This window comes from Myroides albus (genome assembly GCF_009711045.1).
Classification (GTDB): domain Bacteria; phylum Bacteroidota; class Bacteroidia; order Flavobacteriales; family Flavobacteriaceae; genus Flavobacterium; species Flavobacterium album_A.
Map to the genome: position 1 here is coordinate 1 of NZ_WMJX01000053.1, position 14,676 is coordinate 14,676.

Annotated in this window: 11 protein-coding genes; all 11 read right to left on the minus strand. The window is 37.5% G+C overall.

Annotated elements, in window-relative coordinates:
- Positions 1-216: 216 nt before the first annotated feature.
- Entirely contained in the window at positions 217-876 is a 660-nt protein-coding gene (locus tag GJV76_RS14070; RefSeq protein ID WP_155093238.1) for a GDSL-type esterase/lipase family protein, read from the minus strand.
- Positions 877-983: 107 nt separating this feature from the next.
- Positions 984-2,675, minus strand: a complete 1,692-nt coding sequence (locus tag GJV76_RS14075) for a BACON domain-containing protein (protein WP_155093239.1) — start codon at positions 2,673-2,675, stop codon at positions 984-986.
- 2 nt (positions 2,676-2,677) lie between these two features.
- Entirely contained in the window at positions 2,678-3,598 is a 921-nt protein-coding gene (locus GJV76_RS14080; RefSeq protein WP_155093240.1) for a phosphodiester glycosidase family protein, read from the minus strand.
- The gene (locus tag GJV76_RS14085) at positions 3,598-4,860 is read right to left on the minus strand and encodes a RagB/SusD family nutrient uptake outer membrane protein (RefSeq protein ID WP_155093241.1); all 1,263 of its coding nucleotides are present in this window, start codon (positions 4,858-4,860) and stop codon (positions 3,598-3,600) included. The genes GJV76_RS14080 and GJV76_RS14085 overlap by 1 nt, the downstream gene beginning before the upstream one ends.
- Positions 4,861-4,872: 12 nt before the next feature.
- Complete coding sequence (locus GJV76_RS14090) at positions 4,873-8,217, minus strand: SusC/RagA family TonB-linked outer membrane protein (protein WP_155093242.1); 3,345 nt, start codon at positions 8,215-8,217, stop codon at positions 4,873-4,875.
- Between the two features lie 11 nt (positions 8,218-8,228).
- Positions 8,229-9,131, minus strand: a complete 903-nt coding sequence (locus GJV76_RS14095) for a FecR family protein (protein ID WP_155093243.1) — start codon at positions 9,129-9,131, stop codon at positions 8,229-8,231.
- Positions 9,132-9,237: 106 nt separating this feature from the next.
- Positions 9,238-9,783 carry an RNA polymerase sigma factor gene (locus GJV76_RS14100; RefSeq protein WP_155093244.1) on the minus strand — a complete coding sequence of 182 codons (546 nt, stop codon included), beginning with the start codon at positions 9,781-9,783 and terminating at the stop codon, positions 9,238-9,240.
- A 566-nt stretch (positions 9,784-10,349) separates the two neighbouring features.
- Positions 10,350-11,372: a UDP-glucose 4-epimerase GalE gene (gene galE / locus GJV76_RS14105; RefSeq protein WP_155093245.1), complete on the minus strand. Its 1,023-nt coding sequence runs from the start codon at positions 11,370-11,372 to the stop codon at positions 10,350-10,352.
- A 35-nt stretch (positions 11,373-11,407) separates the two neighbouring features.
- Positions 11,408-12,211, minus strand: a complete 804-nt coding sequence (nagB, locus tag GJV76_RS14110; protein ID WP_155093246.1) for a glucosamine-6-phosphate deaminase — start codon at positions 12,209-12,211, stop codon at positions 11,408-11,410.
- A 512-nt stretch (positions 12,212-12,723) separates the two neighbouring features.
- Positions 12,724-13,554, minus strand: a complete 831-nt coding sequence (locus GJV76_RS14115) for an outer membrane beta-barrel protein (RefSeq protein WP_155093247.1) — start codon at positions 13,552-13,554, stop codon at positions 12,724-12,726.
- 12 nt (positions 13,555-13,566) lie between these two features.
- Positions 13,567-14,676: T9SS type A sorting domain-containing protein (locus GJV76_RS14120; protein ID WP_155093248.1), on the minus strand; the 1,110-nt coding region annotated here is incomplete at its 5' end.

The following is a 14,676-nucleotide window of genomic DNA, read 5'->3' on the forward strand; positions in this document are numbered from 1 at the left end:
TAAAAAAGAAGTGATTTTAATTTTTATCGGACGCTAATGTTAATTATTAAATAACCTTTTGTTTTTTGGAAGCTCAAACATAGTTAAATTTTAATTAATAATTAACAAATCAAAGAATGTAAGTAAAAATCACAAAGCCAGTCATTGGCAAAAGAAATAATAATGAGTTCATAGTAACTTCTTTATCCAAGACAAACTACCCATAAAAAAAGTGTTCTATAGCAAAGATTTCTTCTTTATTAATTCTACCCACAGCGCATAGCCCTTTGCATTTAAGTGTAAACCATCCAGTGAATAGTCTTCATTTAACTGTTTTCCCTCATTATTCAAGAAAAAAGGAAAGAGATCTAAATACTCGATATGCTCATTTTTCGCCAAAACTCTAAGCTGCTTGTTTATCTTCTTGATAGTATCTAAAGGACGTTCTGTTCTTTTGTAAGTAGGAAGTATACTCTGCAAAACGATTTGAGAAGTAGGGCTATTTGTTTTTATAACACTGACTATTTGCTTAATTCTACTGACAATATAATCCACAGATCGCTTGTAATAAATATCATTTGTCCCTATTAACAAAAAAATCACTTTAGGCTTGGACTCAATAACTTCACCTAACCTAAATAATACCCCATCAGTTGTATCTCCTGATATTCCTCTGTTCACCACAGGATAATCTAAACCACGAAAAAGTTCATACCAAGGTCCTTGCTCCGTGATGCTATCTCCCAAAAAGACGATCTCATTCTCACTATTGGCCATGTGGTTAAAGATATCTACCATATGGTAGTACTTGTAACTAAAATTCGTCTTATCGATTTCTTGAGCGACGAGCGTACTACAGAAAAAAAGACAACAAAACACAATACACTTTATATTCATCTTACTATTTTTTACGATTCAATTATTTCAAATTTAAAAGCGCTTAAGAAAACAACTTTCCTAAGCGCCTTAGCATAGTTTAACACAACCAAACTATTATATTTTTATCACAGAGCAAATGCTCCTATACTCTTCTTACCATCTCTGGATTGATTATCTAAATCAAGTTCAATAGCCTGAGTGTCTATTTGCAAGCTTTGCTTAAGCTCAGTAAGTTCTGCCAATTCAAATCCAAAATTAGCAATAGGACTCTTCTGTGAAGCAGGTCTCACTTTTAGAGGATCAGTAGTATTCAAATCCAAAGCTTCAAACAGTGCCACTTGACCTCCTTTTTGATCGTAGACTTTGTTAACGACCGCAGATTTACTAATGACCAATTCCCCTTGAGGATTCACTTGTATATTGCCATTTGCACTGTAGTTATCAAACAGCAAACTGTTATACATATAGATACTGTTGCCATTTTGATTATTCACACCTGAGAAGTCTTTTGAAGAACTATTTGCATAAATAGTACTACTGATCATATGCATGCTTGTTGCATCGTGATTAGAGATTGCTCCACCCGGACCATCGGTCACTTGATTATTGTAAAAATATGAATTGACAATCACTGATTTAGAACCTCCTCTATGGTAGAATCCTCCCCCATTAGCTCTTGCTTTATTATTGCTGACAATAGTATTGACAAGGTTCACCTCCGCGTAATTCAAAGACTGTATACCTCCAGATACTCCTCCTGCTTGGTTGAATGACACCTCGCTAAAATTCATATGCAGTTTCGAAGCACTTACAAATATTCCACCAGCATTAGAGTTTGCGTTACTTCCCGTATTGTGATTTACTTTAGAATGATTCACAACCACATTGCTATCTTGGGCAATGTAGATACCCGCAGCGTGTCTTCCTGAATTATTGTAAACAACCTCACAGTGTTCTAAGACCAGATTGGACTGCATGACAATAAGCCCAGCTCCGTGATCTCTTGGCAAGTCAAACCCATTAATATTCACTTTACTACTTGCTTGATCTCCCAAGCCTTTGGTGATCGTTAAATTTTCTAACACAACCTGAAGGCCATTTACCTTTGGCGCTATCACACTCACCACGTGTACACTTGAATCACTACCCGATAGAATAGTTTTGTTCTCAACAGAAGGCTTGCTCTCTTTAGTAGCATTCTTAGGATAACCACCTATCAATTTTATATTGGCTTGAATCAAGAAAGTATAATCCTTTTTTTGCTCACTGTCAATCAGCGCATTTGCATCGGGATGATATTCACCCATTTCGATGTGAATGACATCATTTTGATTCACTGCCAACTCAAGGGCTTTTGACAGACTGGTTGCCTCTTGCCAGCTACTTCCATCTCCACTACCTTGTTCACTGACATAATAGTTATTATACGTATCTTCTAATGTCGCTTGCCCTTGAACAAGTTCAATTGTTTGTTTACTTTGATCCGAAATCCAAACAACTACCTCTGCCACTCTGGCTTCCAAAGAAGTATTTCTCGTGTAGGCAAGCTTCACCGTGTGACTCCCCTTCTCTCCTTGCTCGACACTTGGTGTCACCCAGCTCTGATTGGCTTGGAGCCTCCAAGGAAGATTAGCTTGAATATTCACTTGGATTTCTCCGCTGTTTTTATCTACTGAAAACTGAGTTTGATCTATTTTTAAGTCAGGTGTGTCCACATCAAAACCTCCCATAGAATCATCCTGACTACAACTTACGACAAACAGACTAAAGACCGCTACTATCCACGGTAAGATCAATTGTTTTATACCTTTTTTCATCTCTATTTTGCTTTTGTGATAATTATTCCATTAGCCACAGCTCTTTCTTTTCCACCGTTGTCAGCTGGTAAATTTCTAATTAGAAATTCATTTGCATTCCCGTTGGGATTGATAAAGAAAGTAGAACTTCCTCCCCCGTCAAAATTAAGTGCTTGCTCCGCGCCAATAGCTTTCATAAACACACCTAAATCAGTGTAGTCCATGCCGTTTGACCAAGTGTAATTTCTCCCGTCTACGACCATCAACAAAAGGTGATTATCTTTGGTTGTCCCAATTGCCGTTCTCGGGTGCACAGCCTCATCACTTTGCTTGACAAGTTCAGCGTCTTTAACAAGCCATACTCCTCCAGAGACAACATGTTGATAGTTGTCTTTATTTTCTTTAAACAATTTTATATCCTGCAGATAGACCTTATTGCTTTTATCCACAGCCAAGAAACCTTCATTTCTATCGATATACGTATCCTTTAGCACCATACCATTAAATACAAAGACTCCTCTTGGAACCCCTGTAGTCATATCGTAAAAATCGCCATTGACACCTCCTATGACATCAAACTTAGTGTTCAAAAGTGCAGTGGCTTGACCTGTCATGGGTTGCATCGCAAACTTCGGCTTATTATCCGGCAGGGAAGCAACCACAGAGACATCGGGTCTATTCAGATCTATATCATAAACAAATGTCTTCATCGCCAAGCCTTTTTGCGACAAATAATCAAACTCATAAACATCCACTCCTTCAGTTAGAGTATAGGTTGAATCTTTGAAAACCTGAGCTACTAAATTGGTATTCTCAATTAGCTGCTTTGCTCTATCGGTTTTAGCAACTGCCTTATAAGTTGTATAGTTATCATCTGATGTAGTTTGACAAGATACTTGCAGACTGATAAATAGAGTAAATAATAAAAATTTAATTGCTTTCATTAGTAACCAGGATTAGGTGTTAAGTTTTCATTTAATTGTAACTCTCCCCCAGGAATTGGAAAGAGGTGTTGATAGTCTAATAAGTTTAAGTTTTCTTGAGCAGTTTGAGTTCTCACATAGTCGTAGTAAGCAAATCCCTCTGCCATAAGTTCTTTTCTTCTCTCGAGTAAAACCATCTCGAGCATTTGCGCTTTACTTGAAGGCTGTACGGGGTCCAGACCTCTTTTTGCTCTGAGCTCGTTTAACCTTTTCACCCCTACATTCAAAGGTGAAGCCTCGGCACTGATCAAGTACATTTCGGCGATACGAGAGATAATCACAGGATCAGTTCCCGTTTGCCCACTTGGGTATTTATTAATACAATCTTGTCCTCCCACATTTATAAATGAGATATCGCGTCTTTTGTCTTGTTCAGTGATAAGAGAAAGGATTTCTTTTGACGGAGCATAGACATAACTTCCCTTGTTGGGATGTCCATAATTATAGAAAAGCGTACTAATTGTATTGGAAGACTCTGAAGATAAGTTTTCAAAGGCAAAAATCACCTCTGTATTACTTTGCTTTCTGAATATTTTTTCAAATGTATCTAAGCCATACTTTCCACTTGTAATCAGTCCTTCGGCAATTTCAGCCGCTTGATCCATCTTATTTTGAGATAGCATCACTCTGGCTTTCAAAGCTAAAGCCGCATCTTTAGATACATAATAGTAGTTCTTTGCATTGCCAAGTAAACTAATGGCTGAATCAAGATCACTTTCTATCTGCTCCCATACTTGTACCTTAGGCATGCGAGCAGGTTTCTGCATTGAGTTTTTAGTCATTACTGGTACATCTCCCCACCTTGTTACAAGACTATAGAAGATATAAGCTCTAAAGTAATGAGCCGTCCCTTGTACGCGAGACACATTTGCATCTACAGGTAGTAACTGAGTGATTTCCAACACATTGTTTACCTGATATAAAGCACTGTAATACCCTTTCCAACTATTGACCATTAAGCCATTCAAGGGATTTAGCGTATTATTGATAACGTCTTTACTTGTTGTGGTTGATCCTTGTACATTTCCACCAACAATATCAAAGATAATCCACGATTCTCTCTTGGGATCATTCTGCACATTATTATACATCCCACGTTCTAAGGCAGGTAAATCACTTGGTTTGATTTCCTCAGGTGCCAAGCCCGTACGAGGATATAGGTCTAATTCTTTACTACATCCAAATAAGCTAAGACATAGTAGAGCTATAAGTAGTTTTTTCATTTGTCTAATCGTTTAAAAATTTACATTAACCCCTACAGATACATTTCTTGTTGGGGGTACTCCCAGAGCGTCATTTCCATAAAATCTCGCATCTAAGCTCGGACTAACACTTGGGTCCCAACCAGAATACTTTGTCAACAAAAGCAAATTAGTTGCCTGCACATAGACGCGTAACCCACTCAGGTGAATCTTCTGCAATACTTTTGCGTCAAAGTTATACCCAAGGGTAACAGATTGAATCTTAAAGAACGAACCATCCTCAAGCCATCTATCCGAGTTTCTATTGTTATTTGTATCTCCCATAATCGCCCTTGGATACTTATTAGTACTACCTGGATGCGTCCAGCGATTGTTATAGTAAGTTTCAAGCACAGGCATTCTATCACCCAACCTACCCAATACGGTACTTTTCCAATTGGCATACACATCGTTGCCATAAGAGAACGTACTTAAGATATCTAATTGAAAGCCTTTATAAGAAAAGCTATTGTTCCATCCTCCAAAGAACTTGGGGTTTGAACTGCCAATTACTTGCCTATCATTGTCATTGATAATGTTATTCCCATCTACATCTCTCCATTTGACATCTCCAGCTCTAACACCTCTTTCATACTGCTCTTGTGGTACCTCACCATCGTACTGATAGATACCTTCTTGTACAAACAAGTAGAAAGCCCCTATATCTTTACCAACTTGCAAGGCTCTATTTCCTCCTATTGACAAAGGCTCTCCATTATTGTCTATTAACTGAGTAATTTTATTCTTGTTGGTAGCAATATTAAAGTTTGAACGCCAATTCACTGCTCCTAAGTCAAGAGCCGTTGCCAGGGAAATCTCAATTCCTTTATTCTGCATTGAACCGATATTGGTCAAAATACTCGACATTCCCGATGTGGCGTGAATAGGCATAGAATACAATAAGTTATTGGTTGTCTTTTTGTACATATCCACGCTCAGAGAAAGGCGTCTTTGAAAAAAAGACAAATCAAACCCTAGGTTAACCTGATTGGCTTTTTCCCAAGTAAGCTTTGAATTTCCAAAACTGGACACTGCTATTCCACTCTCTAATCCGTAATCGTTTCCACCCGAGAGTAAAGCTTGATAACCATAGTTGCTAATACCTTCTTGGTTTCCTGTACTACCATAACTCAACCTAACTTTAGCTCCCATATCAAGCTGTTTCATAAAGTCCTCTCTATCGATATTCCAACCTACAGATACTGAAGGAAACCATCCCCAACGCGTATCTGGAGCGAACTTAGAAGAACCATCGCTACGAATCGAAGCGCTCAACATATACTTGCTCATATAATCGAGGTTCACTCTCGAGAAATAAGATTCCATGGCATAATCAGTAACATATCCTGTAGCTCCTTTTATTTCTGAGGCAACATTAACCACATCAAAAGAAGCTGAAGGAAAGCCCCTTGCGTCAATTCCCGTGGTATTATTACTCACTTTTTGAAAGCTATGCCCGAGCATTGCCGTAACTCCAAAATCATTAAAAACATTGGAATATGTTAGTACGTTTTCAGTTTCTATATTGGTTATGGTTCGCTTAGAATCCACAAGTCTTCCCACCCCTGTTCCATAAGGGTGTTTCTCGTTGTAATACAAATAATCATAAGTATAGTTATAATCCGTATTCAAGCTGTTTTTAAACGATAACTCAGGAGTGAAGTTAATAGTCGCATACAGATTTCCGATATAGCGATACATATCAAGATAAGCCTCTTGCTCATTTAATATCTGTACGGGATTGTGACGGGTCAACTCCTCTGTTCCCCCGATATAATACTCTCCATTAGGTTTATAAGGGCGGTCGAAAGGGCGCTGTTCGATTGCTCTGGCTACGATTGTTGTTCCAAGATTAGGACCCGGTACTTGGTTATTCTTGACATAGGCCAAATTATTGTTTGTTCCTATTGTAAGCCAAGGGGTCACCTGTGTTTCTAATTTGGTATTTAAATTGTACTTTTTCATGCTATTGGTCTTAATGACTCCTTCTTGCTGCATATAAGTACCGCCTATATAGTAGATTGTCTTATCTGACCCCCCTGCAAAAGACAAATCAGCATTTAGAAAACTCCCTCTTTGGGTGATTACATCTAACCAATTGGTATCAGGCAAGTTGCCAAAAGGGTTGTATATATGGGTTTTATAATCATTATCTCCAACCGTTAAACCATATTGCGTATTGTAGTTATCAGCAGCTTCGTTATACTGAGACACAAACATCTTTGAGTTGGAAATCTTAATTTTATTCTTGTTGGCAAACTCAGAAATCCCTGTATTAAAATTAAACTTGACACTACTGCTGTTCTTCTTTCCCTTTTTAGTGGTTATGATAATAACCCCATTATTGGCTCTTGAACCGTAGATAGAAGCAGCTGCTGCATCTTTTAAAACCTCAATGGATTCAATATCATTTGTATTTAACGTAGTTAAGGAGCTCATCGCCTCGCCTTTGTTGAACAATTCAGCAGAAGGGTTGTAAAGAGGAATTCCGTCTACCACATACAAAGGTTCATTACTTGCACTAATCGAGGATATTCCACGAATAGATACCCTTTCTCCAGTACCCAAGTTACCCGAACTTGTATTTATACTTACCCCGGCCATTTTCCCTTGTAAAAGTTCCACAGGAGAAGCTATTTGTCGCATATCCTCTGTAGATACACTGAGCTTTTCAATTGCCGTAGTTAGGGTTCGCTTCTCTTGTGTTCCGTACCCCACTACGATGATTTCATCTAACTCACTATAGGATTGTTCCAAAGAAGTAACACTATTGCTTTGAGCTACAATACTCTTGGGCTTGTATCCCATAAATGTAAACTCTAACTGATCCTTTCCCTTAAGCGCTTGAATAGTGTAATTTCCATCAATATCGGTAAAGGTGCTTTCGCTTTTTCCCTTAACTTGGACAACTACCCCGGGTAGTCCTAATCCGTTCTCATCAAGAACTTTACCCCCAATAGAAGCTACTGCTACTTGCACGTTTTGCTCCTTTGTTTGTTTTTTAAAAGAAATTAAGCTGCTATTGATCTGATACTGAGTCTGGGTAGCCTGACTAATTTTATTCAATAACTCGGTTACCCCAATATTTTTCTTGTCAATCACAATAGTTCCCTGAGGATCTAAAGCCGAAGAAAAAGCTATCTTATAACCTGTTTGAGCTTCTATTTGCTCAAATAAAGAAGCAATCGACACGCTTCCTTGAATTAGTTCAATTGATTCAAGAGGCTGATTACTATTTTGGTGTTGCCTTTGCTGCGCATAGTGCTCTTGAGAATACAGCAAGATACAACAGGCTAAATACAATCGCGTTTTCGACTTAAAGCCAGTTTTTGTAAACATAATTTATAGAATTATTTAATAGTTACTGTTTTACCGTTTATCTGATAGGTCAAGTTGTGAATGAAACAAAAGCTATTGAGAATGTCACTTAGACTACTGTTTCTATAGTCTCCTGTTATCTTTATGTACTTCAACTTATTGTTACTTGACTCAATCACCACATCAAACTCCTGTTGTAGAGCAAGGCTCCAAAACTTAAAAGAGGCATTTTTCATATTCATTGCCTGGTTCAAAGAAGATATAATCTGATTAGAGGCGTCTTTCTTTTGTAGTTTGTTATTGTGATAATAGGCTTTTTGATTCTGCTTCAAAATCACAGATTCCTCGCCGTTAGTAGCCATTACTTGAACCTTACCACTTTGAACATCGACAAGACTTGTCGTTGTTTGTTCATCTACAGTAAAACTGGTTCCCAATACCTTGGTTTGCAAATCGCGAGTAGTTACGATAAAAGCGAGCTTTTTATTGGGAGTCACGTTAAAGAAGGCTTTACCCTGCAGGGAAACTTGCCGGTTAGATTCATTATAGTCCTTATCTACCACTATTTTTGAATGTGCAGACAAAGTCACCTTGGTTTGATCAGAGAGAATGATTGTTCTCTCTACGGAAGTGGTCTCATAAATATGGGTAGAATCAACTGGAGATGATAAAAAGTAGAACAAAGCAGAGGCTATCATAAGAACCCCTACAAGGGCAAACTGATAAAAGCCTTTAGAGGACTTGCTTTTTACTTTAGTCTTGGATATAATCGCATTGTAGATTTTTGCTTTGCGTTTTCTATCAGATGTGACTTGCTCTAAAGAAATCCCCCTTTGATTCATTCTACGGATAAAGTCCTCAACGACTTTATCCTGAGTTTGATCGCTTTTCCCTTCTAAATAATCTGTTGTGATTTGCTTAAATCTCTTTTCCATTACACTTGCTTTATACCCTAAAGAGTAGCACAAGTGGATTTCCCCCTACATAAAACAACAGAGTTAACCAATTGGTAACAAATCTGTTATTTATGTTACCTCAAGGTTAATGAAAAGACAGGATCATGCACAAAATAGGCAGGGAAATAGAAGTAGGTAAATTAACACGCAGAATCTTAAGGGATTTGGAAATATGATTCTCCACTGTACTTTCTGAAATACTTAGCCGACTGGCAATTTCTTTATAAGAGTAGTGTTGATAAAATCTCAAGTAGAAAACTTCAAAACAACGCAGAGGCAACACCTCTTGAGCTTTAGAGTAGATTAGATCTAAGAGTTGACTTTGAAAAACCTCTTGTTCTTGTTCACTCAAAAGGTCATTCTCTGATAGCACATGGAACACTGTTTCTAATTGCAGTGTATTTAAAGGCCTATTTTTAATGTAGTGCAGACTTTTATACTTGACAGAGCTTAGCAGATAAGCTTTAGGTTTATCTATAGTTAATTCATCGTATTTACTCCATATAGCTATAAATACGTCTTGTACTATATCACTGGCTATGTCGTGTTCTCTTGTCAGATTATAGGCATACCTATACAAGATATCCCAATACAAATCGTAATTGGTTTGAACCCATTTATTTCTATCCATAATTAAAACGCAGTGTTAGTTAATAGATTTGGATAAAAGTAGGTGTAATAATTAGGATGTATATTAAGTAAATATTAAACCATGGTTAAGTTGATTTTAACTTAACCACCCATAGAAAGTAGTTACATTAAGAAGGCGTTTGCAAAAAACAACCCCTTTTGCAATGCGAAAGTTTACAGTTTGCCACTGCCCCTACCCTTATAGATTAGGTAAGCGCCTAAGACAATACCAAAGAAAGCCCCTAAGACAAAGCCCTCTTGTGGGAGATCCTGTCCAATACCGCCAATGCTGATGCCTAAAAATATAGTGCTAAAAAGAATAATTACCCAACCCAGTAGTTTCATAATCTAAATTTTATACCCTGCAAAATGCAACTATATTTCTACATAAGCAAAAACATGGCCAAGGTTAACAAGTAAGAAAAGGAAATTTACTATTTTACAGTTAACCACCTCCTTAGTTTTGCTATCAACTTTACAACAAAACAGCAACTGCCTATAAAAACAAAAAAGGTGTATAAACCTTGTTCAGTTATACACCTTTTTGTTATATATAAGCTCTTCGAGTTAATTCAATCCTCTTACTTTCTTCTCCCAAGCCCAAGCACTAAAGAGCATATCGTCTAAAGTCTTTGTTGGTTTCCATCCCAATACTTCTCTTGCTTTTGTATTATCGGCCCAGGCCATATCCACATCTCCTGCTCTGCGATTGACAATCTTATAATTGAGCTTTATACCGCTTACTCTCTCAAAAGAATGAACTAACTCTAACACTGAATATCCTTGCCCATTTCCAACATTAAATGCTTCAATTTGCTGAGTATTCTCCTTATTTAGAAGTCGCTTTAATGCGCGAACGTGCGCATCTGCTAAGTCAACCACATGGATATAGTCCCTAACACATGTACCATCAGGTGTATTGTAATCGTCTCCATAAATGGATAAAAACTCGCGAATTCCAACTGCAGTCTGCGTGATATAAGGAATTAAGTTATAAGGAACCCCTAAAGGAGACTCACCTATCATTGCTGATTCATGGGCTCCTATGGGGTTAAAATAACGCAACAAAATACCTTGCAAAGGATATACCTTAGCCAAATCTTCAATAATCTCCTCTCCCACTTGTTTGGTATTTCCATAAGGAGATAAAGCAGTCTTAATAGACTCGTTCTCCGAAATTGGCATCACCTGAGCTTGTCCATATACGGTGCAAGAAGAGCTAAATATTAGCTTATCTAAACCGTATTCTTGCATGCCGCTAAGTAAGTTGATAAGAGAAAAGAAGTTGTTCTCATAGTACATCAACGGCTTTTGCATACTCTCTCCCACTGCTTTGGACGCAGCAAAGTGTATGACTCCATCAATCTGACTTTGACGAGTATTAAAAAAATCAAGTACTAAGGCTTTATCTCTTAAATCGAGTTTTACAAATTCTGGCATTTTACCAGTGATGGCAAAGATTCCGTCTAATACACTAAGTGAAGCATTTGACAAATCATCTAAAATCACTACCTCATAGCCTTGTTTTTGCAATTCTACCACTGTATGAGAACCAATAAAGCCAAGTCCGCCTGTAACAACTATCTTCATTCTATTTTTTATCTAAATTGAATTTTGTTCTAATTCTAATTATTGCCTTTGTCTAATAAACTGGCCGCTGCTTTGTCTAAGATGTACTCGACATGGGCCAACTTTTGCAAATAAGTTGCTGGAATATCCGCTGAGATAGCGCCCTTTAATGCTTTTTGGATGATTTCCGCCTTGCGCTGAGACAGGGCCATTAAGATAATCTCCTTGGCTTGGGTAATGGTTTGTATCCCCATAGTGATTGCTTGAGCAGGCACTTTCTCCTTACCGCCAAAATCGCCTGAGGCATCTTCTCTTGTCAAGTCATTTAAAGTAACCAATCGAGTTTTAGAACAATCCCCTGAGCCAGGCTCGTTAAATCCGATGTGCCCGGTGCGACCAATACCTAATAACTGCATATCTAAGCCGCCAAAATCAGCAATCTTCTTTTCGTACAAATCACAGTAGGCGTGTATTGCTTCCATGGAAAGTGTCCCATCGGGAATATGTATATTTTGTTTTGGAATATCAATATAGTTAAACAGGTTAGATTTCATAAACGACACATAACTCTGCTCTTCTACAGGATGCATGGGATAGTACTCATCTAGGTTAAACGTGACAACGTTCTGAAAACTGAGTCCTTCATACTTGTGCAAGCGCACAAGCTCTTTATAAACCCCCTTGGGAGTGGATCCGGTAGCTAACCCCAATATAGCCTTTTGACCTTGTTCTTGTTTAGTAACAATAACCGAAGCGATGCGATTGGCCACATAAGCCGAAGCTATTTCTTGATTCTCATAAATCTTGATTGCCTTTTCTTTATCACTTACCAGATCAATGGATTTCAACAATTCTTTCATTTAATTCTTTTACTACTTTTTTTCTCTCTATACTAAAATAGCCAAAACAACAAAAAACAACTTAAAGTTGTTGTTTGTTGTTTTAACTCAAAAGTAAGGTGTAATTGACTTTGTACCTGCACATTTTTAGTGAAGACTACAAAAAACTGAGGCAAACCAGCAGTTATCACCTGCTGCAAATAACACATTTACTCAGCTCTTCCAAAAGTACAAAAAAAATCTTAGTTCTGATAATTTTATCATAAACAGAATCTACTAATTATCGCTGTAAAAAAGAAGCAACAACACCCGGTTTACAGAGCCTTAAACCGCATGACTACTCCATTGACAATAAGCCTAAAAAAAAGTAGCTCAAAAAAAATATCTCTGAACACCAAGCATACTAAAGTATGATTTTTTAAATGGGTTCAGAGATATAATTTCACATTAACACGCCCTATTTGATAACGGTGAAATTTTGGTTATGTAGACATTAATAATTTCATTACTGGTACTTTCAATAATTTGCCCTATTACAAGCTAAAAGCATAACGTAATTTAAGACCAATCATTTTATTTTTAAAATTTCGATCCTTGAATCGCTCATCTGACCAAACAGATGAATACTCAAGTGGTTTTGCAAGGTCGTTTCCATGGATAACTGCAAAGTTATCAGCCTTTCCCTTAGGGCGAATATCATTTAATCCCAATTCAAAATACACGCCTATGTAAAGGTGACTATCATGACTTAAACGCTGCTTCACCCCTGTTTCGATCAGCCAAGAGTACCCGGTTTTTAGCCAGTACTTTTCAGTATCTGAAACCTTATTAAACTCGCCAAATCCCATAAAATCGGGCCCGCTTAATAGCGCATCCCACTTGGGGTAATACCCCTTTGTGCTAACCTTGTCTATTTTGATTGTTGACTCAGACTTCGCAAGAGGTATACTAAAGGCCATTCCACTACTGACATACCAACTCAGTATCCCTTTTGTTTGGTATTGCACCGTTAAAGGTATTCGAAGATTCTGGGTGTGAATCTTCTCTGAATAACCACTTGTTTTATAGCTAAACTCAAAACTATCCGATTCTATATCTTCTTTACTATACCCTCCTTGATTTCTTGCTTGGTAAAAACGGTAATTTTGCTTAGCATAGCCAATAGAAGTACTAACGCTCCATTGCGGTAAAAAATCGTACTCGTATCCCAGTGAAAAAGCATATCCCATAGAACTTCTCTCACTGGAAACCTCATGCTTAGCTGGTTGAATAAAAAAACCGGTTCCCTCTACTGTAATTTTTTGTGCGTGCGTTATCAATGATATAAAAACAACCAAAGCACTATATAAGATCTTTGTATTCATATCTCTATTTTTTTAAGGTTTGACAATGATTGTTTTTACTTGTTTTGTATCTCCAATATACATCACCAGATAATAATTACCTGACTGAATGTGCATTGGAAGAGACAATACAGAATCTCTTTGATGTAAAACAGTTGAGTAAATCAAAGCGCCACTAACGCTAAATACCTCTACCTTGACATTATTAATTAATTGCGCTGGATAATCAAACACAATATTCATCTCTTGTCCTATGGACACAGGATTTGGATAGAGCGTGACTGTATTTTTATGCTGATAAGTAATCTCGCCAATACAACTGCTGATTTGCTCGTTTTTATCCGTTGTCAATACCACTGTGTACTCGGCATGCTCATCTAAAATATCATTGATTTTATTTCCAACAGAATAGACCTGTTCTGTTCCTATTAGTTTGCCATTTTTAAACCACTGATAAGCAATAAACTTATATCCTCCATTTGTCGATGGATTATTGTTAACCAGTAAAGTATTGCCAAATTTCTCAATAACAATATCTTTAAATGCAAATGGTTTTTCAATGACAATTCTATACTTGCGTATTTTTTGTTTATTGTGCGACTCCACGGTAATATCTTGATTGTATATCCCGGCCTTAGGCGTGTGAATCACAAAGTTTTCACTAACCGAGGCAGACGCCCCCAGAGGGATTGCAATACTTAATTGAACCTCTTTGGAAAGATCATCACAATCCATGCGATATACAATTGTACTTTCAGGGTTAACATAGCGTTTCCCGTTAATACTAAGCTCACTAATATCCGCTTGACTATTTGTCACTACTAATGTTCTACTTACAGCTTGCGCTGGTAGATAATTTTGATTTCCTGGCTGATTTGCGGTAATTTCCACCTGACCTACGTCTTTTATTTGCACAAGCCCTTGGGTATCCACTGTTGCGATATCGGGGTTTGAAACGCTATAGCTCACTTTCAATCCCGAATCACTATGGCTAACTAAAAGAACGGATTGTTGTTTGTCTAAATCTATCAAAGGAATCTGTTCAAATTCAATCCTTTGATCAGCTTTTTCAATAGTTAGTGTAGCCTCAAGGGATAAAGGATAGTAATTATCTCCAGCCAAGACCCTTGCCTCTACCTTATA